The following is a 20,315-nucleotide window of genomic DNA, read 5'->3' as shown; positions in this document are numbered from 1 at the left end:
TTCGCGGGCCCGGAGTCTCTCGCAGGCCGATCGCATCTTAGGTTTCTTCCTGTAGACGCGCTGACCGGGCATGCGTAGCCATCTGGCGGTCAATCAACTCATGGTGCAGCGTGTCCACGGTCAATTCCCCCTATGCCTTCCGGCTCGACGAGTTCAACCTCAACGGAATGGTCGAGACCCTCACTCCCGAGATCGTCAACGACACCGCAACGGAATGGACGAGTTACCGCGACCAGTTCGGCTATGGCGTGACCTATTCGAGCTTCCTCACCTTTGCGGGCACCAGCATCGGCTTCGCCTCCGGTCGCGTGACGGGCGGCACGGTCAACGCCGTGCTCTTCATCGACGACGCGAACGAAGCCTACCGGCCGATGTTCACCATGACGGGTATACAGCTGTCTTCGACGGCGGTCGTCGCGGCGGTCCGGACCGCATCGGCTGACGACGACATGGCGCTGTTCTCGTGGGCGCTGGGCGGGGCGGACGCGATCTCGATGTCAGCGGGCAGCGACTACATGCGCGGATTCGGCGGCAACGACGTGATGAATGGCTGGTCGGGGGCCGATTGGCTCGGCGGTGATCAGGGGAACGACCGGCTCGACGGCGGATCCGGAGATGACAGGCTGTTCGGCGGTGCGGGAAGAGACGTGCTCGACGGCGGCTCGGGAGCGGACCGGCTCGTCGGCGGCGCGGGCAGGGACATTCTGGAAGGGGGCGAGGACCGCGTCCGGGACACGTTCGTCTTCAACGTCCTGTCTGACAGTCGTGCGGGCACCGTCCGCGACGTGATCCACGACTTCGTCCACGCGATCGATCGGATCGACCTGTCCGGGATCGACGCCGACACCACCACCGCCGGCAATCAGCACCTGGCTTTCAGCAACTCCGCACGCGCCCACAGCGTCTGGGTGACCGATGTCGGAGAGGATCTCGTCCTTCGTGCCGATGTCACCGGGGATCGGGCAGCCGACTTCGAGATCAGGCTGACGGATGTCGCAGCCTTCGGAGCGGGTGATCTTCTTCTCTGACCCGGCAGGCGGCCTCGCGATCCGGCGCCGCATGACCAGTCGGGGCAGCGGGCTCACGCTGCCCCGAAGCAGTCCGCCCGGCTCACGCCCGCCGCACGCTCGCGGTGACGTAGTTCACCGAAAGGTCGCGGGCGGAGAGGCTCCAGCTCCAGCTGATGGGATTGAAGACCATGCCCTTGCGGTCGACGGGGTCGAGGCCCGCCTTGCGGATCAGGTCGTAGAGCTCGTCCGGCGTGATGAACTTCGCCCAGTCGTGCGTGCCCTTCGGCAGCCAGCGCATGACCCATTCGGCGCCCACGATGGCCATGGCGAAACTCTTCGGGTTGCGGTTCAGGGTCGAGCAGATCATGAGCCCGCCGGGCTTCAGAAGCTCTCGGCAGGCGGTCAGATAGGCCAGCGGATCGGCCACATGCTCGACCACCTCCATGTTGAGGACGACGTCGAACCGCTCGCCCGCGGCGGCCAGCGCTTCGGCCGTCGTGTTCCGGTAGTCGATTTCGAGACCCGACTGCTCGGCGTGAAGCCGCGCTACCGGAATGTTGCGCGGCGCCGCGTCCGCACCCACCACCTCGGCCCCGAGACGCGCCATCGGCTCGGAGAGGAGCCCGCCGCCGCAGCCGATGTCGAGCAGGCGAATGCCGTCGAAGGGCCGGGGGGCTGACAGGTCGCGGTCGAACTCCGCAGCGATCTGCTGGGTGATGTAGTCCAGACGACAGGGGTTCATCTGGTGCAGGGGCTTGAATTTCCCGTGGGGGTTCCACCATTCGGCCGCCATGGCCTCGAACTTGGCAACCTCGGCCGGGTCGATGGTGCTGGTCGATTCCATAGCAAACTCCTTGCGGTTTCCCCGATGGCGGATCAGGCTGGCGGCGTTATATAGGACGAACATGGATCAAAGATCAGGCCAAAAGCGCGCAGTCGAGTTCCTCTATCCGTCGATCGACCCGTTCGATCAGCGGGTGATCGACATGGGCGACGGCCACCGGATCTATGTCGAGCAATGCGGCGACCCCGACGGCGAACCCGTCCTTGTGCTCCATGGCGGGCCAGGAGGCGGCTGCAGCCCCTCGATGCGGCGCTACTTCGACCCCGAGCGTTACCGGGTGATCCTGTTCGACCAGCGTGGTTGCGGGCGCTCCCGCCCCCATGCGTCGGTCGAGGCAAACACGACATGGCACCTCGTCTCCGACATCGAGGTGATCCGGAAGAAACTCGGGATCGACCGCTGGATCTGCTTTGGCGGAAGCTGGGGCGCGACGCTTGCGCTGATCTACGCCATCACCCACCCCGAGCGCGTGACGAACCTCGTCCTGCGCGGCGTCTTCCTGATGATGAAGGCCGAGCTCGACTGGTTCTACGGCGGCGGCGCCGCGGCCTTCTTCCCCGACATCTGGGCCCGCTTCGTGGCGCCGGTCCCCGCGGGCGAGCGCGGTGACCTGATCGCCGCCTACCGCCGCCGGCTCTTCTCGGGAAACCTGATGGAGGAGACGCGCTTCGGCCGGGCCTGGGCGAACTGGGAGAATGCCCTGGCCTCGGTCGCTCAGGACGGCCCTATGGGCGAGAGTCCCTCGGAATATGCCCGCGCCTTCGCTCGATTGGAGAATCATTATTTCTCGAATGCGGGTTTTCTCGAGCGCGACGGCTGGATCCTTGCGAACCGCCCACGGATCGAGCACATCCCGGCCGTCATCGTGCAGGGTCGCTACGACATGATCTGCCCGCCGCACTCCGCCTGGAAGCTTGCGGATGGATGGGAGCGGGCGGACCTGCGGCTCGTGCCCTTCGCGGGCCACGCGCTTTCCGAACCCGGCATCAGCGCCGAACTCGTGCGTGTCATGGACACTCTTGCACGCTGAGATCGCCGCCGCTCCGCGCCATCGAAATCCGTGCCCATTTGACATGATTTTCACGGGCGCGTGACGCTTGCAGGGCCAAAACACCCCTCCTATATACGCCCGGTAGCCGGAAGGGGCGCCACCCCGGATGGCCTGGAATACGGGATCGGGGATCGGACGCCGACTGTCGGGCCTGACCCCCACAACATCGCCGCTAGAGAGGTGCATACATGGCCAAAGTCATCGGGATCGACCTCGGGACGACCAACTCCTGCGTTGCCATCATGGACGGCGCGCAACCCCGTGTGATCGAGAATTCGGAAGGGGCGCGGACGACGCCCTCCATCGTCGGTTTCACCGACAGCGAACGCCTCGTGGGCCAGCCGGCCAAGCGTCAGGCGGTCACCAACCCCTCGAATACCGTCTTCGCCGTCAAGCGCCTGATCGGCCGCCGCGTGGGCGACGCGGAAGTCGAGAAGGACAAGAAGCTCGTTCCCTATTCGATCGTGAACGGCGGCAACGGCGACGCCTGGGTCGAGGTTCGCGGCGAGAAATATTCTCCCTCCCAGATTTCCGCCTTCATCCTGCAGAAGATGAAGGAAACCGCCGAGGCCTATCTTGGCGAGTCGGTCACGCAGGCCGTCATCACCGTGCCCGCCTATTTCAACGACGCCCAGCGTCAGGCGACGAAGGACGCCGGCAAGATCGCGGGCCTCGAAGTGCTGCGCATCATCAACGAGCCGACGGCGGCCGCGCTCGCCTATGGTCTCGACAAGAAGGACACCAAGACGATCGCGGTCTATGACCTCGGCGGCGGCACCTTCGACATCACCATTCTCGAGATCGACGACGGCCTCTTCGAGGTGAAATCGACCAACGGGGACACGTTCCTCGGCGGCGAAGACTTCGACATGCGGATCGTCAACTACCTCGCGGACGAGTTCAGGAAAGAGCATGGCGTCGACCTCACGCTCGACAAGATGGCGCTGCAGCGGCTGAAGGAAGCCGCCGAGAAGGCCAAGATCGAGCTGTCGTCGAGCCAGCAGACCGAGATCAACCAGCCCTTCATCAGCATGGACCGGAACACCGGTCAGCCGCTGCACATGGTGATGAAGCTGACCCGCGCGAAGCTGGAAAGCCTTGTCGCCGACCTGATCAAGAAGTCGCTGAAGCCCTGCGAGGCCGCGCTGAAGGATGCGGGCGTCTCGAAGTCGGACATCGACGAGGTGGTTCTCGTCGGCGGCATGACCCGGATGCCGAAGGTGGTTGAAGAGGTCACCAAGTTCTTCGGCAAGGAGCCGCACAAGGGCGTGAACCCCGATGAGGTCGTGGCGCTCGGCGCGGCGATCCAGGCGGGCGTGCTGCAGGGCGACGTGAAGGACGTGGTGCTGCTCGACGTGACCCCGCTGAGCCTCGGCATCGAGACGCTGGGCGGTGTGTTCACCCGCCTGATCGACCGCAACACCACGATTCCGACCAAGAAGTCCCAGGTGTTCTCGACCGCCGAGGACAACCAGAACGCCGTGACGATCCGCGTCTTCCAGGGTGAGCGCGAGATGGCGGCCGACAACAAGCTGCTCGGCCAGTTCAACCTCGAAGACATTCCGCCGGCTCCGCGCGGGATGCCGCAGATCGAGGTGACCTTCGACATCGACGCAAACGGCATCGTGTCGGTCAGCGCCAAGGACAAGGGCACCGGCAAGTCGCAGAACATCACCATCCAGGCCTCGGGCGGCCTCTCGGACGACGATATCGAGAAGATGGTGAAGGATGCCGAGGCCAATGCCGAGGCCGACAAGAAGCGCCGCGAACTGGTCGAGACCAAGAACCAGGGTGAAAGCCTCCTGCACTCGACCCGCAAGTCGATCGACGAGCACGGCGACAAGGTGGACCCGTCCACCGTCGAGGCGATCGAGCTGGCCATGGGGGCGCTCGAAGAGTCGCTCAAGACCGAGGACGCCGGCAAGATCAAGGGCGGCATCCAGAACCTGACCGAGGCGGCGATGCGGCTCGGCGAGGCGATCTACAAGGCCAGCCAGGGCGAGGGCGATGCCACGCCGGACGAAGACGGTCCGCGGTCGGTCGATGACGACATTGTCGATGCCGACTTCGAGGATCTCGGCGAGAACAAGCGGAAGTAAGGCCGCAGTGAAACGTGAGAGGGGCGGTCTCGAAAGGGCCGCCCCACTCGCGTGGCCCAAGGGGATGTGCCAATGGCGAAGCGCGATTTCTACGAGGTTCTGGGCGTATCCCGCAATGCCTCGGCTGACGAGCTGAAGAAAGCCTACCGGACGAAGGCGAAGGAGCTTCACCCCGACCGGAATGCGGATAATCCTCAGGCGGAGGCCCAGTTCAAGGAGGTGAACGAGGCCTACGACGTCCTGCGCGACTCGGACAAGAAGGCGGCCTACGACCGATACGGCCATGCGGCCTTCGAGGGCGGGATGGGCGGCGGCGGTGCACGCGGCGGATATGGCCAGCAGGCCGATTTCGCCTCGGCCTTCTCCGACGTGTTCGAGGATCTCTTCGGCGACTTCATGGGTGGCCGCGGAGGCGCCGCGCGCAGCAGGGCTCAGCGCGGCTCAGACCTGCGCTACAACCTGCGCGTGACACTCGACGAGGCCTACAGGGGCGTCCAGAAGACCATCAGCGTGCCAGCTTCCATCGTCTGCGACTCCTGCAAGGGAACCGGAGCCGAGGGCGGGGCCGAGCCCGTGACCTGTCCGACCTGCTCGGGCATGGGCAAGGTTCGGGCGCAGCAGGGCTTCTTCACCGTGGAACGCACCTGCCCGACCTGCAACGGTATGGGCCAGATCGTGAAGAACCCGTGCAAGGTCTGCCACGGCGCGGGACGGGTCGAGAAGGAAAGGTCGCTTTCGGTCAACATCCCGGCGGGGGTCGAGACCGGAACGCGCATCCGTCTGGCCGGCGAGGGCGAGGCCGGGATGCGCGGCGGCCCGGCGGGCGACCTCTACATCTTCATCGAGGTGCGCGAGCATGCGCTCTTCCAGCGCGACGGCGTCCACCTCTTCTGTCGGGTTCCGGTCACGATCACCGCGGCCGCACTGGGCGGCGAGGTCGAGGTGCCGACGATCGACGGCGGCTCCAGCCGCGTCAAGATCCCGGCGGGCAGCCAGACCGGCAAGCAGATGCGCCTGCGCGGCAAGGGGATGCCCGCCCTGCGCGGCGGTGGCAGCGGCGACATGCTGATCGAACTCGCCGTCGAGACCCCGGTGAACCTGACCGTCCGTCAGAAGGAACTGCTGCGCGAATTCGAGAAGCTGTCCGAGGACAACAACCCGGAAGGCAAGAGCTTCTTCTCGAAGGTAAAGGGCTTCTGGGACGGGATGACGGGCTGACGCGACCGACGGAAGGTCGCGTCCTTCTTGTCGGGGATGCGCCAGATCACCCCGTGAACGCGCCGAACATTAACGGTCTGGAAACGGATCGTCCGGCAAACTCTGCCGATGTGTGCGACGCGGTCCTTTCACGAAGCTGCCCTGCCCCTCTTCCCGGGTGATGAGGATGAGGCACTGGCAGTGCCGCTCCCCGGAAGGTTGCCCTCCTACATTGCAGACCATCGCAAGCGCCTGCGGGCACGCTTCCAGGACGGCGGCGCCGGGGCCATGCCGGATTACGAACTGCTCGAACTTCTGCTCTTTCGCAGCATTCCCCGGCAGGATGTGAAGCCGCTCGCGCGCCGTCTGATCGACCGCTTCGGCGATCTCAACCGCGTCATCGCGGCTGAACCTGCCCGGCTGGTCGAGGTGGAAGGGATGGGCGAGGCGAGTGCGCAGGACCTGAAGATCGTCGAGGCGGTGGCGCAGCGGATGGCGCGGGCACGGGTGATGCACCGGGCGGTGCTGTCCTCCTGGGCCGCCCTCCTTGACTACTGCCACACGACCATGGCGCACCGCGAGACCGAACAATTCCGGGTGCTCTATCTCGACCGCAAGAACGTCCTGATCGCCGACGAGGAACAGGCGCGTGGAACGGTGGATCACGTGCCTGTCTACCCGCGCGAGGTGGTGAAGCGGGCGCTCGAACTGAATGCCTCGGCGCTGATCCTCGTGCACAATCACCCCTCGGGCGATCCGACGCCCTCCGAGCAGGATATCGCCATGACGGCGCAGATCCAGGATGCCGCTACCGCCCTCGGCATCGTTCTCCACGATCATCTCATCGTTGGGAAAGAGCGCGAGCTGAGCTTCAGGGCCCAGAACTATCTGTGAGCGGCCTGAGCCAGAGTTCGACGCGCCGGTTCATGCGCCTCCCGGCGACGGTCGTGTCGCAGGCCAGCGGCAGCGCCTCGCCAAACCCTTCGACGAGCGGCGGCGAGAGGTCCGGCAGCGCCTCGCGCATGGCCTTCGCCACCGCTTCAGCCCGGGCGCGCGAAAGGTCGAGATTGCCTTCGGCTGGTCCGCGCCCGTCCGAGAAGCCGACCAGCATCAGCTGCTGGCCCCGAAAGCGACCGATGTCGATCAGCTTCACGAGTTCGGACAGGCTGTCGCGGCTCTGCGCCTCCAGCGTGTCTCCGCCCTCCTCGAAACGGAAGGTGATCGAAAGCCGCTCTGCTCCGGCCATGAGATCGGTCAGCCGCTTGAGTTCGGACAGCGGAACCTCCTCCCCCGCGGCGCGGATCGCGTTCATCAGGCGCTGGCCATCGCTCGAAAGCGGGACGCGGCTTGGGCGCCGGTCCACGAAACCAGCCTCGGCCACGGCTTGCTGAGCGGGCGCAGAGGAAAGAAATTCGAGGAACTCGCGCGCGAAGAGCGGCAAGCGCCGACGGGGCGTGACCAGAAAGACCGGCAGGGCGAGAGGGTAATCCTCGGACTTGACGGCAAGCGGCGACGGCACCAGCGGAAAGCCACAACTGTCGGTCAGGGGCAGTGCCCGGGCCGCGCCCTGTGCCGTGAGGCCGGTGATGGCAAGCGCGTAGGGATCGCGGGCCACCGCCGCGGCGAGGCTCGCCAGATCCGGATGCGTGACGCTCGCCGCAATCGGCCGGCCGAGCCGCGCCTCGAGAGCGGCTTCCAGGCTGATGTCGGCAGCCAGCGCGTGCAGCACGAGCGGCATGTCCGGGCCGCCCAGGTCCTTCCAGTTGGCGATCTCGCCGGAGAGCGCCCGCGCGAGATCCCACGTCGAGATCCGGGGCAGAGGGTTGTCGGCGGCGACGATCGGCACCAGCGCGTCGAGAGCCAGCACACGCGTCGTCATGCCTTCCTCGGCATGCGCCGCAATGACCAGTTCGGCTGCTCCGGACGCGAGCGCCTCGGCCGCAACGGCGGGCGGGGACGGGGTGAAGCTGACACGCGCGACGGCTTCGCCCTTGCCGTCGAGAACTTCGGTTGCGAAGCCGATCTCCTTCTCCAGCGGGCGCAGTGAATAGCCGCGGGCCTCGGCCTCCGCCTGCAGGAGACGCGGCAGGATGCCGTTCCCCGCCTCGGTCGCGCCGAGGATGCGGATGTCTGCGACCGGCGCCTTCAGTTCAGGGCAGCCGGGTCCGGTGCAGGTCACACCACCCGAGTCGACGGTGAGCGCTCCGTATTTCGTGCCGATCCGGTAGAACTCTCCGTCAAAGCCCAGAAGCTGCCCATCGAGTGCAATGGCGCCGCTGCGGGATGTGAGGGTGATGTCCTGCGCACTGGCACCCGCGGCAACCCAGAACAGCGCGACGAACATCGCCGCGCGCGACCCCCTCCGACCCATGCACCCAGCCTGCCCCTATTGCGAGGCGGCCATATTCAGGTTTCGGGACAGATTCTTCAACACGATATAGTCACCGACCGCGTCGCATGCCGGCATCTCGAGTGTCAGTTCGGTGACGAAGACGCGCCCGCCGACACTTTCCACTACGTCGCCCATCAGGGTGCGCGCGCAGGTCGAGGCGGTGACTTCCGCCTCCAGCTGGACGCTCGCCTGAGTTCCGTCGGTCGGGAAGGTGTAGACTTCCGCCAGCATCGGCAGCGGGACCTCCGTCTCGCCCAGCAGCGACAGGAAACCACCGCGATCGGATGTGCGGCCGGGATCGACGGCCGAGACATGTCCGGCGTCGCCATGATGGGCGTCGCCGGCATGGGCGCTGACCTCGATCGCATCGGAGCCGAGCCACTGGACGCCGAAACGGTGAAGCGCGGCCACCTCGGGTACTGGCTGGGCCGCCTGCGCTTCGGAGCCATCCGCGAAAAGGATCGACACGCTCCCGGACGCATCGAGCGCAGGCAGATGGGCGGTCAGGTGCCCTGCGGACGAGAGGCGGCCCGTGACGGCCAGCCCGGCATGGCGCAGAACAACGCGCTCGTCCGGCCGACACGGCGCTGCCAACGTCAGGGCGAGCATCGCAGCAGGCTCAGCCGCGAGCGTGAGGCTGGTGAGGCAGGCAGGTCCGCTCACGTCCGCGGTCATCGGAGCAGGGGTCGGCTGATCCTCGGGCAGCAGGAAATGTGCATGGTCGATGGGAAGACGCCGCGCCGAGGGCGTGACGAGAGCCGGCGCGATCAACGTCCCCGGCCCGGCAGATACCGCTTCGACATGGGTCGGCCGGATGTCCGTCCGCGCGCGCTTCGCCGTCCACTCCATGTACTGGCCGGCTGCCAATGCGAGGGTCAGCGTCACCGCTGCCGTCGCCAGTTTCCGCGTCCGCTCCATTCCCCGCTCCGCCATGCTGCCGGTGCGAAATGGGTAACGATCAAAACGGGCCTATTGGTGGCGAAAACCTGCCGAGCTGCCTCAATTGCTCGGCTTCAATCCGCCCAGCGCGAGAATGCGGCCCATCCTTGCCGCATTCTCGCCGCAATCACTCAAGTCGGCCGTGGCAGTGCTTGTACTTGAGGCCGGAGCCGCAAGGGCAGGGCTCGTTCCTCGCCACGTCGCCCCAGGCGGCAGGCTCCGATTCGCCATCTCCGGCCCCAACCAGTTCAGGCGCGGGCTGAGGCGCCGTCGCGGCCTGAGGCTGGGGTGCAGGGGCCGCGGCGCGCTGCTGATCGAGGATCTGCCGCATCATTGCCTGCTGCTCTTCCTCGGTCAGCGGGCGCACCTGGGCAAGCTTCTGTGTCACGTCCTGCCTCAGCGAGTTCAGCATCGACTCGAAGAGCGAGAAGGCCTCGGTCTTGTATTCCGACAGCGGGTCGCGCTGCGCATAGCCGCGGAAGCCCACGACCGACCGCAGATGCTCGAGCGTCAGGAGATGCTCGCGCCACTTGGCGTCGATGGTCTGAAGCAGGATCTGCTTCTCGATCGACCGCATGGTTTCCAGCCCGAAGGCTTCCGTCTTCTCGGACATCTGCCGGTCGGAAGCCTCGCACAGGCGTTCGCGCACCACGTCCTGATCGACGCCTTCCTCCTGCGCCCATTTGGTGATCGGAGCATCGAGGCCCAGCTTGTCCATCACCGCCCGGTGCATGCCCTCGACATCCCACTGATCGGAGTAGCTGCGAGGCGGCATGTGCATGTCGATCAGGTCGTCGATCACCTGATAGCGCATGTCCTGCGCGATCTCGGAGAGATCTTCGGTCTCCATGATCTCGAGGCGCTGGCTGAAGATGGCCTTGCGCTGGTCGTTCATCACGTCGTCGAACTTGAGAAGCTGCTTGCGGATGTCGAAGTTGCGCCCCTCGACCTTTGCCTGCGCCTTCTCGAGCGACTTGTTCACCCAGGGGTGGACGATGGCCTCGCCGTCCTTCATCCCGAGCGTCGAAAGCACCTTGTCGAGCCGGTCCGAGCCGAAGATCCGCATCAGGTCGTCTTCAAGGCTGAGGAAGAAGGCCGAGCGGCCGGGGTCGCCCTGACGGCCCGAGCGGCCGCGGAGCTGGTTGTCGATCCGGCGCGACTCGTGGCGCTCAGTGCCGAGCACGAAGAGGCCGCCGGCTTCCTTGACCTTCTCCTTCTCCTCGGCGTGCTCGGCCTCGATGCGGGCGCGAACCTCGTCGGGATGGGCCGAAGGATCGGCGGCGAGTGCCTGCATCACCTTCATCTCGACGTTGCCGCCGAGCTGGATGTCGGTACCGCGGCCGGCCATGTTGGTCGCGATGGTCACCGCGCCAAGCTTGCCTGCATCGGCGACGATCTGCGCCTCCTGTTCGTGCTGGCGCGCGTTCAGCACGTTATGCGGGATACCGGCGCCCTTCAGGAGCTCTGACAGAGCCTCGGACTTGTCGATCGAGGTGGTGCCGACGAGGATCGGCTGTCCGCGGCCATGGGCCTCCTTGATCGACTCGATGATGCCGTCGTTCTTCTCGCGTGCCGTGCGATAGACCGCGTCATGGTCGTCCGCCCGCGCGACCGGCCGGTTCGTCGGCACCTCCACCACGCCGAGGCCGTAGATCTCCATGAATTCCTCGGCCTCGGTCGCCGCCGTGCCGGTCATACCGGCGAGCTTCTCGTAAAGCCGGAAGTAGTTCTGGAACGTCACCGACGCGAGCGTCACGTTCTCGGGCTGGATCGAGACCCCTTCCTTCGCCTCGATGGCCTGATGAAGGCCGTCGGAGAGGCGGCGTCCGCGCATCATGCGGCCGGTGAATTCGTCGATCAGCATGATCTCGTCGTTACGGACGATGTACTGCTGGTCGCGGTGGAACAGCTTGTGCGCGCGCAGACCCTGGTTGACGTGGTGCACGATGGTCGTGCTTTCCGGGTCATAGAGCGACTGGCCTTCGGGTAGCAGGCCCGTCTCGAGCAGCCGTTTCTCGAGGAACTCGTTGCCTTCCTCGGTGAAGGTCACGTTCCGCGTCTTCTCGTCGAGCTTGTAATGCTCCTCCACGAGTTCCGGGATCAGCTTGTCCACCTTGGTGTAGAGGTCGCTGCGGTCCTGGCTCGGGCCCGAGATGATGAGCGGGGTCCGGGCCTCGTCGATCAGGATCGAGTCCACTTCGTCGACGATGGCGAAGAAGTGGCCGCGCTGCTTCATCTCTTCCTTGGACGACTTCATGTTGTCGCGAAGGTAGTCGAAGCCGAGCTCGTTGTTCGTCGAATAGGTGATGTCGGCGGCATAGGCCAACCGCTTCTCTTCCTCGGTCTGGAACGGGTAGACCACGCCGGTGCTGAGCCCGAGCTGGGCGTAGACCTTGCCCATCCACTCGGCGTCGCGCTTGGCGAGGTAGTCGTTGACCGTGACGATGTGCACGCCCTTGCCGGCAAGCGCGTTCAGGTAGGCCGGGAAGGTCGCGACCAGCGTCTTGCCCTCGCCGGTCTTCATCTCGGCGATATTGCCCTGATGGAGGAAGATCCCGCCCATCAGCTGCACGTCGAAGGCGCGCAGGCCGAGCGCCCGGCGGGCCCCCTCGCGGCAGTTGGCGAAGGCTTCCGGCAGAAGATCGTCGAGGCTTTCGCTGCCGTCCTGCACGCGGCGCTGGAATTCGACGGTCTTCTGCCTGATGCCCTCGTCCGAGAGCTTCTGAAAGTCCGCCTCAAGCTCGTTGATGCGCGCGACGAGACTCCGGACCGATTTTACCTTGCGGTCGTTGGGGGTTCCGAAGATCTTTCTCGTGAGCGTTCCGAGACCCAGCATGTTTTCTCCGCCTGGTCGTTCCTGACAAGCCAAGTCCTCTTGACATGATCGTGTGAGGCATCGGCCTTGCTCCTGCCGCCCGTAGTCTCCTAGAAGGCAGACAGCCCGGCCCCGGCTCACGCGACCCCAGCGATGTAAGGGGATGGAGGGGTCAAGTCAACGTCGCGCGAGGGCGCGGCCGTTCAGGAGAAGGTGAGAATGGCGAACATTGCAAGGTTCTGGCGGGGCGCTTCGGTAGCGGCCGTCTGCGCGTTGGCGCTGGCCGCACCGGTCCGTGCCGAGGAGGTGACGGCCGATACCGTGGTGGCCACGGTCAACGGCCAGGACATCACGCTCGGCCACATGATCGCCCTCCGGGCCGGCCTGCCCGAGCAGTATCAGAGCCTGCCTGACGAGTCGCTGTTCAAGGGCATTCTCGAACAGCTCGTCCAGCAGGCGGCGCTGGCGCAGTCCGTCGAAGGCACGGTAACCAAGCGCGACCAGCTGTCGCTTCAGAACGAAGAGCGTGGCTTCCTCTCGGCCGTGGCAATGCGCCGCGTGGTTGAGGGTGCCGTCACCGACGAGGCGCTGCAGGCAGCCTACGACGCGCGCTTCGCCGATGCCGCGCCGCAGACCGAATACAGTGCCTCGCACATCCTCGTTGCGAGCGAGGAAGAGGCCCAGAAGCTGAAGACCGAGATCGAGGGCGGCGCCGATTTCGCCACGATGGCGAAGGAGCATTCCTCGGACGGTGCCGCCGCCAATGGCGGATCGCTCGGCTGGTTCGGGCTCGGCATGATGGTCAAGCCCTTCGAGGATGCCGTGGTCAAGATGAAGCCCGGCGAGGTCGCGGGACCGATCCAGACCCAGTTCGGCTGGCACCTGATCAAGCTGAACGAGACCCGGATCGCCGAGAAGCCCTCGCTCGACGAGATGCGCGACGAGCTTGCCGGGCAGATCGAGCAGGAAGCCATCGCCCGCCACATCGAAGAAGTGACGGCCAGCGCGGACATCAGCCGGCCGGGTGAGGGGATTGACCCCGCCACGCTTCGGAAGGAAGAACTGCTCGACTGATCCGCATAACGGAGGCACGGGCATGGCCAAGACCGACTGGAAGGACGAAGCGAAGGCTCTGAAGAAGAAGCTGTCCAAGCTCAGGGCCCGCCTGAAGGCCGAAAAGCCGGAGGCGAAGCAGAAAGCCGTCAAGACGGTCTCGCCGCTTGCCCCCGAAGCCTTCCCCACCCTGCCGGCCATCGGCGGGGTGGAGTTCTCGGCCGTCGAGGCCGGTGTGCGGTATCAGAACCGCAAGGACGTCATGCTGATCCTCCTCGCGCCGGGGACGGCGATGGCGGGTGTCTTCACCCGCTCGTCCACACGCGCGGCCTGCGTGCTCGACTGCCAGGCGAAGATCGGCAGGACCTCCGAGGCCGGCGCGGCGATCGTGGTCAACTCGGGCAACTCGAATGCCTTTACCGGAACCGTCGGAGTCGAGGCTGTCGAGGCCGTGACCGGCGGTGTGGCGGCGGCGCTCGATCTTCCGGTCGAGCGGGTCTTCTCCTCTTCCACCGGCGTGATCGGCGAGCCGCTGCCGCATGAACGCATCACCGCGAAGATCCCGGACCTCGTGGAGGGCCTCTCGGGCGATGCCATCGAGATGGCGGCCCGCGCCATGATGACGACCGACACCTTCCCGAAAGGCGCCTCGGCCGTGATCGAGGCCGAGGGCGGCGAGATTCGCATCGCGGGCATCGCCAAGGGATCGGGCATGATCGCGCCCGACATGGCCACGATGCTGGTCTACATCTTCACCGATGCGAAGATCCCGCAGCCTCTCCTGCAGAAGATGCTCTCGCGGCAGGTGGTGGCCACGTTCAACGCGATCACGGTGGACAGCGACACCTCGACCTCGGACGCGCTGCTGCTGGCTGCGACAGGCGCATCCCCTGCCGCGGAGCTCAACGGCCGGTCGAAGGCCGGCCGCGACTTCGAGGCGGCGCTCGGGCGGGTGATGCTCGATCTGGCGCAGCAGGTCGTCCGCGACGGCGAGGGCGCGACGAAGTTCGTCGAGGTCCGGGTGACCGGCGCCGAGAGCCCCGAGGACGCGCATCGGGTGGCGATGGCGATCGCCAACTCGCCGCTGGTCAAGACCGCCATCGCCGGAGAGGATCCGAACTGGGGCCGTATCGTCATGGCGGTGGGCAAGTCCGGCGCCGCGGCGGACCGCGACCGGCTCTCGATCCGGTTCGGCGACATCCTCGTGGCCGAAAACGGCTGGCGCAGCCCCGACTACCGCGAAGAGGACGGAGCCGCCTACATGAAGCGGGCGGAACTGGTAATCGCCGTCGATCTGGGGTTGGGCAAGGGCGCGCGGACAGTCTGGACCTGCGATCTGACCCACCGCTACATCGACATCAACGCCGACTACCGGTCGTGAGGATCGTCCTCGTTTCGGCGGTGGCCCTCATTGACGGGGATGGCCGCGTCCTGCTCGCTCAGCGGCCCGAGGGCAAGTCCCTCGCGGGCCTCTGGGAATTTCCCGGCGGAAAGGTCGAGCCGGGTGAGAGCCCCGAAAGCGCCCTGATCCGCGAGCTGAAGGAAGAACTTGGCATCGACACGAAGACGAGCTGCCTCGCGCCCCTCACATTCGCGAGCCATGCCTATGACAGCTTTCACCTGCTGATGCCGCTCTTTGCCTGCCGCCGGTGGGAGGGCATCGCCCAGCCGCGCGAAGGGCAGAAGCTCGCCTGGGTGCGGCCGCAGGCGTTACGCGACTATCCGATGCCGCCTGCCGACCTGCCGCTCATCCCCATCCTTCGCGACTGGCTGTAGCATTTCTGTTGCCGCAGAGTCTCATTCGTTCATATGTCGCACCCTAAAAAGGCTCTACGACCAAGATCGCGCGTGTTTCTGTATCGGTTTGCGACTAGCGTGTGACTGGGGAAACTTGCTTCTTGGGGAAAAAGCAATGCTCAGAACAATCACGATCGGTAGCTGCGTCTCGGTTCAGGGCCTGCTCGTCGGCCAGATGGCCGATGGGAAGGTGATGGTCCGCGTGGACGAGAAGACTTACGTCGGATATCCTATCCCGACGAAGCGTGCCGCCTGACGTCAAGGGATCTGCGCGCAACGTGTCGCTACGAATGAAGAGGCCGGGCAATCTGCCCGGCCTTTCCTTTTCCGTTCTGTTGCAGTGCCGGCATCACGCCAGCTTGCGCTGCACTTCCTCGCGCTCGAAGATCTCGATCACGTCGCCGGGACGGATGTCCTCGTAACGCTCGAAGGCCATGCCGCATTCCTGACCGGACTGCACTTCCTTGACCTCGTCCTTGAAGCGCTTCAGCGTCTTCAGCGTACCCTCGTGGATAACGACGTTCTCGCGCAGCAGGCGCACGCCAGCGGACCGCCGCGCCACGCCTTCCGTCACGAGACAGCCTGCGACGTTGCCCACGCCGGTGATCCGGAAGACCTCCTTGATCTGGGCGTAGCCGATGAAGTGCTCGCGCACTTCCGCCTTGAGCAGGCCCGAGGCTGCCTTCTTCACGTCGTCAACGAGGTCGTAGATCACGCTGTAGTAGCGGATCTCCACGCCCTTCTGGTTCGCGGCCTGGCGTGCCGAGGCGTTGGCCCGCACGTTGAAGCCGATGACCGCCGCCTGCGACGCCTCGGCAAGGCCGATGTCGCTTTCGGTGATCGCGCCCACGCCGTAGTGAAGCACGCGCACGCGGACCTCGTCGTTGCCGACCTTCTCGAGCGCCTGCACGATCGCCTCGGCCGAGCCCTGCACGTCGGCCTTGATGACCACCGGCAGTTCGGCGACGTCGGCATCGGCCTTGGCCTTGGCCATCAGCTGCTCGAGCGTCGTGGCGGCACCCGCCGCTGCCCGCTTGTCGCGGGCGGCCTTCTCGCGGTAGTCGGCGATCTCGCGCGCCTGGGCCTCGGTCTCGACCACGTTCAGCACGTCGCCCGCTTCGGGCGTGCCGTTCAGGCCCAGAACCTCGACAGGAACCGAAGGACCGGCCTCGTCCACACGCTCGCCCTTGTCGTTGATGAGCGCGCGCACTTTGCCCCACTGCTGCCCGACGACGAAGATGTCGCCGCGCTTCAGCGTGCCGTGCTGGACCAGCACAGTGGCCACCGGCCCACGACCGACGTCGAGCTTGGCTTCGATCACCGCGCCCTGGGCCTGCCGCTTGGGATTGGCCCGCAGGTCGAGGATCTCGGCCTGCAACGCGATGTTGTCGAGCAGCGAGTCGAGGCCCTTGCCCGTCTTGGCCGAGACCTCGACGTCGAGGACGTCGCCGGACATCTTCTCGACGATGACCTCGTGCTGCAGCAGGTCCGTGCGGACCTTGTCGGGCTGCGCGTCCGGCTTGTCGATCTTGTTGATCGCGACGATCATCGGGACCTTCGCGGCCTTGGCATGCTTGATCGCCTCGACCGTCTGCGGCATCACCGCATCATCGGCAGCCACCACCAGCACGACGATGTCCGTCACCTGCGCGCCACGGGCACGCATCGAGGTGAAAGCCGCGTGGCCGGGCGTGTCGAGGAAGGTCAGCACCGCGCCGCTGTCCGTCGTCACCTGATAGGCGCCGATGTGCTGCGTGATGCCACCGGCCTCGCCCGAGACGACGCTCGTCTTGCGGATCGCGTCCAGCAGCGAGGTCTTGCCGTGGTCGACGTGCCCCATGATCGTGATGATCGGCGGGCGCGACTGGAGGTCTTCGGCCTTGTCCTCGACCGTGTCGATCACATGCTCGACGTCGGCGTCCGACACGCGGACGGCGCGGTGGCCGAATTCCTCGATCACCAGCTCGGCGGTGTCGGCGTCGATGGTCTGGTTCATCGTGACCATCATGCCCATCTTCATGAGCGCCTTGACCACATCGGCAGCCCGCTCCGCCATGCGGTTGGCGAGCTCCTGCACCAGGATCGTCTCGGGCAGCTGCACGTCGCGCACCTGCTTCTCGGCCTTGTGGCCGAAGCCCATCGCCTTCTGGCGGGCCTTCTCCTGCTTGCGCTTCATCGCGGCGAGCGACCGCGTGCGGCCACCTTCGCCCGAGAGAGCTTCGTTCAGCGTGAGCTTGCCCGACCGGCGCGAGTCGTCCTTCTTGGTCGCGCGGTCACGCTCGGCCTCGCGCTCGCGCTCCTTGCGCGAGGGCGCCAGACCGGGCTTCGCCGACGGCGGCGCGGAAGCGCGCGATTCGGGCGCCGCAGGTTGCGGCGCGGCCGGAGCCGGGGCCCGTTTGGCTTCTTCGGCTCGCCGGGCGGCCTCTTCAGCCTCGCGGCGGGCACGTTCCTCGTCCTCGGCCTTCTGGCGAAGGGCCTCGGCGCGCTCACGCTCCTCGCGTTCCTTCGCCTCGAGTTCCTCGCGGCGCCGCTGACGCTCTTCCTCGCGCTGGCGCTCGTCCTCTTCGCGACGCTTGGCCTCTTCGACCTCGCGCAGCTTGGCTGCGCGCAGCGCGGCGAGGCGGCGCTCCATCTCGGCATCGGAGATGCCTGCAGGACGCTTCGCCGGATCGCCCAGGTGCGACGGCGAGTTCGTCGTGGTCGACGACCCCGAGGCACCCGGCTTCGGAACGACAACGCGCTTGCGCTTCGTCTCGACCAGGACACTCTTTGTGCGGCCGTGGCTGAAGCTCTGCTTCACCTGGCCCGAACGCGAGCCGCCACCCAGGCCGAGGGGTTTCTTGCCGTCTGTATCGCTCATGCGTCTTTCGTATCCCTTCCGGCGGCCCTGCCGCCGATATGCCCGCGAAGTCCGGCCAGCCTGGCCGCTTCATCCTGAACGCGCGTCGTGAGTCCACCAGCCGCGAGCGCGCCGTGTATCGCATGTTCACGGCCGAATGCCAAACCCAATTCCCGGGCCGTCAGGCAGCCGATGAACGACCTTTTTCCGTGAGGCGGATGCAGCTTCGATTTGCCGCGCTCCGACCCGTCACTGGCCTGGATGAGAACTTCCGCCTCGTCCTTCGACAGCCAGTCCTTCACCTTCTCGTATCCCGCGACCGCCTTTCCCGCCTTGCGTGCGAGCGAGATCAGATCCACCACCCGGCGGGCGAGTTGCGCCTCCACCAGATCCGCGAGCCCCTCGGGCACCTTCACCGGCTGGCGCGCAGCGCGGGCGAAGAGGCCCTTCTTCGCGGCCTTCTCGATCGCCGCGCGGTCGGCCGAGAGATACATCCCCCGACCGGGCAACCGCCCGAGGATGTCAGGGACGACCTCGCCCTCGGGACCAAGTGCAAAACGGACGAGACCCGTTTTCGGCGCGCTCTCGCCCGTGGCGAGGCAACGCCGTTCCGGCTCGTCCCTCATGTCGTCCCGGCCTCCGCGCGTCATCGGCAAAGCGAGGCTCAGGCCTCGCCCTCCGTCTCTTCCTCTTCCGCCGCTTCCGGCGCAAGTTCGGTCGGGTCGACCCAACCCAGCATGACGCGCGCGGTCATCACCAGATGCTGCGCTTCCTCGAGGCTCACGTCGAACTTCTCGAGGACGCCCTCGTCCTTCACGCGCTGCCCGTTCACGGTGGTCCAGCCGCCGGCCAGTTCCCAGTCCGCGCAGGTGGCGAAGTCTTCGAGCGTCTTGATGCCGTCCTTGGCCAGCGCCTCGAGCATCTGCGGGGTCAGCCCCTCGAAATTGGCAAGAGAGTCCTCGAGCCCAAGGGCGCGGGCGGATTCCAGAGCCTTGCGATTGGCTTCTTCCAGATGATCGCGGGCACGGGCCTGAAGTTCGGCGGCCGTATCCTCGTCAAATCCGTCGATCGAAAGAAGTTCCTCGGGGTCGACGTAGGCCACTTCCTCAAGGTTCGTGAACCCTTCGGAGACCAGAAGTTGGGCCATCATCTCGTCGATATCAAGGGTCTCCATGAAGAGATTCGTCCGCTCGGCGAACTCGGCCTGGCGGCGAGCCGATTCGTCGGCCTCGGTCATGATGTCGATGTCGAGGCCGGTGAGCTGGCTGGCGAGGCGCACGTTCTGGCCGCGGCGGCCGATGGCGAGCGACAGCTGCTCGTCGGGCACCACCACCTCGATCTTGCCGGCTTCCTCGTCGATCACGACCTTGGAGACCTCGGCCGGCTGGAGCGCATTCACGAGGAACGTGGCCTGGTCCTGGTTCCACGGGATGATGTCGATCTTCTCGCCCTGAAGCTCGTTCACCACAGCCTGCACGCGGCTGCCGCGCATACCCACACAGGCGCCGACCGGGTCGATCGAATTGTCGTAGGAGATGACCGCGATCTTCGCGCGCGAGCCCGGATCGCGGGCCACGGCCTTGATCTCGATGATGCCGTCGTAGATCTCCGGCACTTCCATCTTGAACAGTTCGGCCATGAACTGCGGGTCGGTGCGGCTGAGGAAGACCTGCGGGCCGCGGGCCTCACGCCGGACGTCCTTGATATAGGCGCGGATGCGGTCGTTCGGGCGGTAGCTTTCGCGGCCGATCTTCTCGTTGCGGCGCAGGATGCCCTCGCCCCGGCCGATGTCGACGATGATGTTGCCGTATTCCTCGCGCTTGACCACGCCGTTGATGATCGTGCCCTTGCGGTCCTTGAACTCGTCATACTGACGGTCGCGCTCGGCCTCGCGCACCTTCTGCAGGATGACCTGCTTGGCCGATTGCGCGGCGATCCGGCCGAGATCCACCGGCGGCACCTCGTCGATGATCTCGTCGCCGATCTTGGGATCGGCGAGGTAACTTTTCGCCTGTTTGACCGTGAGCTGCGCGTGGTGATTCTCGATCAGCTCGTCCTCGACCACGGTGCGGATGCGGGCGAAGGTTGCGCGGCCGGTCTTGCGGTCGATCTTCACCCGGATGTCGAGGTCCGAGCCGTAGCGCGACTTTGCGGCGCGTGCGAGGCTCTCTTCCATCGCCTGGATCACCAGATCGGGATCGATCATCTTCTCCCGCGCGACCGCCTCGGCGGTTTGCAGCAGTTCAAGCTGGTTGGCAGAGGTGATTGCCATGGTCGTG

Annotated in this window: 16 protein-coding genes; 9 read left to right on the top strand and 7 right to left on the bottom strand. The window is 66.0% G+C overall.

The annotated features are described in order from the left end of the window. The first annotated feature begins 110 nt into the window (after positions 1-110). Positions 111-1,028, top strand: coding sequence for a calcium-binding protein (locus ACTVZP_RS04880; protein ID WP_443210976.1), 918 nt, complete (start codon positions 111-113; stop codon positions 1,026-1,028). 82 nt (positions 1,029-1,110) lie between these two features. Here the strand turns inward: ACTVZP_RS04880 and ubiG are convergent, their stop codons facing one another. Further along, positions 1,111-1,854 carry a bifunctional 2-polyprenyl-6-hydroxyphenol methylase/3-demethylubiquinol 3-O-methyltransferase UbiG gene (gene ubiG, locus ACTVZP_RS04875; RefSeq protein ID WP_443210975.1) on the bottom strand — a complete coding sequence of 248 codons (744 nt, stop codon included), beginning with the start codon at positions 1,852-1,854 and terminating at the stop codon, positions 1,111-1,113. Positions 1,855-1,915: 61 nt separating this feature from the next. Between ubiG and pip the strand changes: the two genes are divergently transcribed. The 4 genes from pip (at position 1,916) to radC (ending at position 7,095) form a co-directional block, all read left to right on the top strand. Further along, positions 1,916-2,884, top strand: coding sequence for a prolyl aminopeptidase (gene pip, locus ACTVZP_RS04870; RefSeq protein WP_443210974.1), 969 nt, complete (start codon positions 1,916-1,918; stop codon positions 2,882-2,884). 209 nt (positions 2,885-3,093) lie between these two features. Next, positions 3,094-5,004 (top strand): molecular chaperone DnaK, encoded by a 1,911-nt coding sequence (dnaK, locus tag ACTVZP_RS04865; RefSeq protein ID WP_443210973.1) that lies wholly within the window; start codon positions 3,094-3,096, stop codon positions 5,002-5,004. A gap of 72 nt (positions 5,005-5,076) precedes the next feature. Then, positions 5,077-6,222 (top strand): molecular chaperone DnaJ, encoded by a 1,146-nt coding sequence (dnaJ, locus tag ACTVZP_RS04860; protein ID WP_443210972.1) that lies wholly within the window; start codon positions 5,077-5,079, stop codon positions 6,220-6,222. A 108-nt stretch (positions 6,223-6,330) separates the two neighbouring features. Continuing rightward, a complete protein-coding gene (gene radC, locus ACTVZP_RS04855; RefSeq protein WP_443210971.1) occupies positions 6,331-7,095 on the top strand; it encodes a RadC family protein in 765 nt (254 codons plus the stop codon). On the opposite strand, the gene ACTVZP_RS04850 is transcribed toward radC, so the two are convergent. The 3 genes from ACTVZP_RS04850 to secA form a co-directional block, all read right to left on the bottom strand. Continuing rightward, the gene (locus ACTVZP_RS04850) at positions 7,073-8,545 is read right to left on the bottom strand and encodes a phosphate ABC transporter substrate-binding/OmpA family protein (RefSeq protein WP_443210970.1); all 1,473 of its coding nucleotides are present in this window, start codon (positions 8,543-8,545) and stop codon (positions 7,073-7,075) included. The two genes, radC and ACTVZP_RS04850, sit on opposite strands and share 23 nt — an antisense overlap. Before the next feature lie 42 nt (positions 8,546-8,587). Beyond that, positions 8,588-9,511: a hypothetical protein gene (locus ACTVZP_RS04845; protein WP_443210969.1), complete on the bottom strand. Its 924-nt coding sequence runs from the start codon at positions 9,509-9,511 to the stop codon at positions 8,588-8,590. A gap of 148 nt (positions 9,512-9,659) precedes the next feature. Beyond that, complete coding sequence (secA, locus tag ACTVZP_RS04840) at positions 9,660-12,368, bottom strand: preprotein translocase subunit SecA (protein WP_443210968.1); 2,709 nt, start codon at positions 12,366-12,368, stop codon at positions 9,660-9,662. 198 nt (positions 12,369-12,566) lie between these two features. Between secA and ACTVZP_RS04835 the strand changes: the two genes are divergently transcribed. The 4 genes from ACTVZP_RS04835 (at position 12,567) to ACTVZP_RS04820 (ending at position 15,453) form a co-directional block, all read left to right on the top strand. Continuing rightward, on the top strand, positions 12,567-13,421 hold the full coding sequence (locus tag ACTVZP_RS04835; RefSeq protein WP_443210967.1) for a peptidylprolyl isomerase: 855 nt from the start codon (positions 12,567-12,569) through the stop codon (positions 13,419-13,421). A gap of 22 nt (positions 13,422-13,443) precedes the next feature. Further along, positions 13,444-14,781: a bifunctional glutamate N-acetyltransferase/amino-acid acetyltransferase ArgJ gene (argJ, locus tag ACTVZP_RS04830; protein ID WP_443210966.1), complete on the top strand. Its 1,338-nt coding sequence runs from the start codon at positions 13,444-13,446 to the stop codon at positions 14,779-14,781. Then, entirely contained in the window at positions 14,778-15,176 is a 399-nt protein-coding gene (locus ACTVZP_RS04825) for a (deoxy)nucleoside triphosphate pyrophosphohydrolase (RefSeq protein ID WP_443210965.1), read from the top strand. The genes argJ and ACTVZP_RS04825 overlap by 4 nt, the downstream gene beginning before the upstream one ends. A gap of 136 nt (positions 15,177-15,312) precedes the next feature. Continuing rightward, positions 15,313-15,453, top strand: coding sequence for a hypothetical protein (locus ACTVZP_RS04820; RefSeq protein ID WP_443210964.1), 141 nt, complete (start codon positions 15,313-15,315; stop codon positions 15,451-15,453). A gap of 93 nt (positions 15,454-15,546) precedes the next feature. Here ACTVZP_RS04820 and infB read toward each other — a convergent pair whose 3' ends face one another. The 3 genes from infB to nusA are packed head-to-tail and all read right to left on the bottom strand — an operon-like array spanning position 15,547 to position 20,308. Continuing rightward, complete coding sequence (gene infB / locus ACTVZP_RS04815; protein ID WP_443210963.1) at positions 15,547-18,057, bottom strand: translation initiation factor IF-2; 2,511 nt, start codon at positions 18,055-18,057, stop codon at positions 15,547-15,549. Then, positions 18,054-18,686: an RNA-binding protein gene (locus ACTVZP_RS04810; RefSeq protein WP_443210962.1), complete on the bottom strand. Its 633-nt coding sequence runs from the start codon at positions 18,684-18,686 to the stop codon at positions 18,054-18,056. The genes infB and ACTVZP_RS04810 overlap by 4 nt, the downstream gene beginning before the upstream one ends. Positions 18,687-18,700: 14 nt before the next feature. Beyond that, positions 18,701-20,308 carry a transcription termination factor NusA gene (nusA, locus tag ACTVZP_RS04805; RefSeq protein WP_443210961.1) on the bottom strand — a complete coding sequence of 536 codons (1,608 nt, stop codon included), beginning with the start codon at positions 20,306-20,308 and terminating at the stop codon, positions 18,701-18,703. Between the last annotated feature and the right edge of the window lie 7 nt (positions 20,309-20,315).

Origin of the sequence: Rhodobacter sp. NSM (genome assembly GCF_052244495.1) — a bacterium.
Lineage (GTDB): Bacteria > Pseudomonadota > Alphaproteobacteria > Rhodobacterales > Rhodobacteraceae > Cereibacter_A.
Note: the sequence above shows the minus strand (reverse complement) of the source record. Positions and strands in the feature narration are given on the sequence as shown.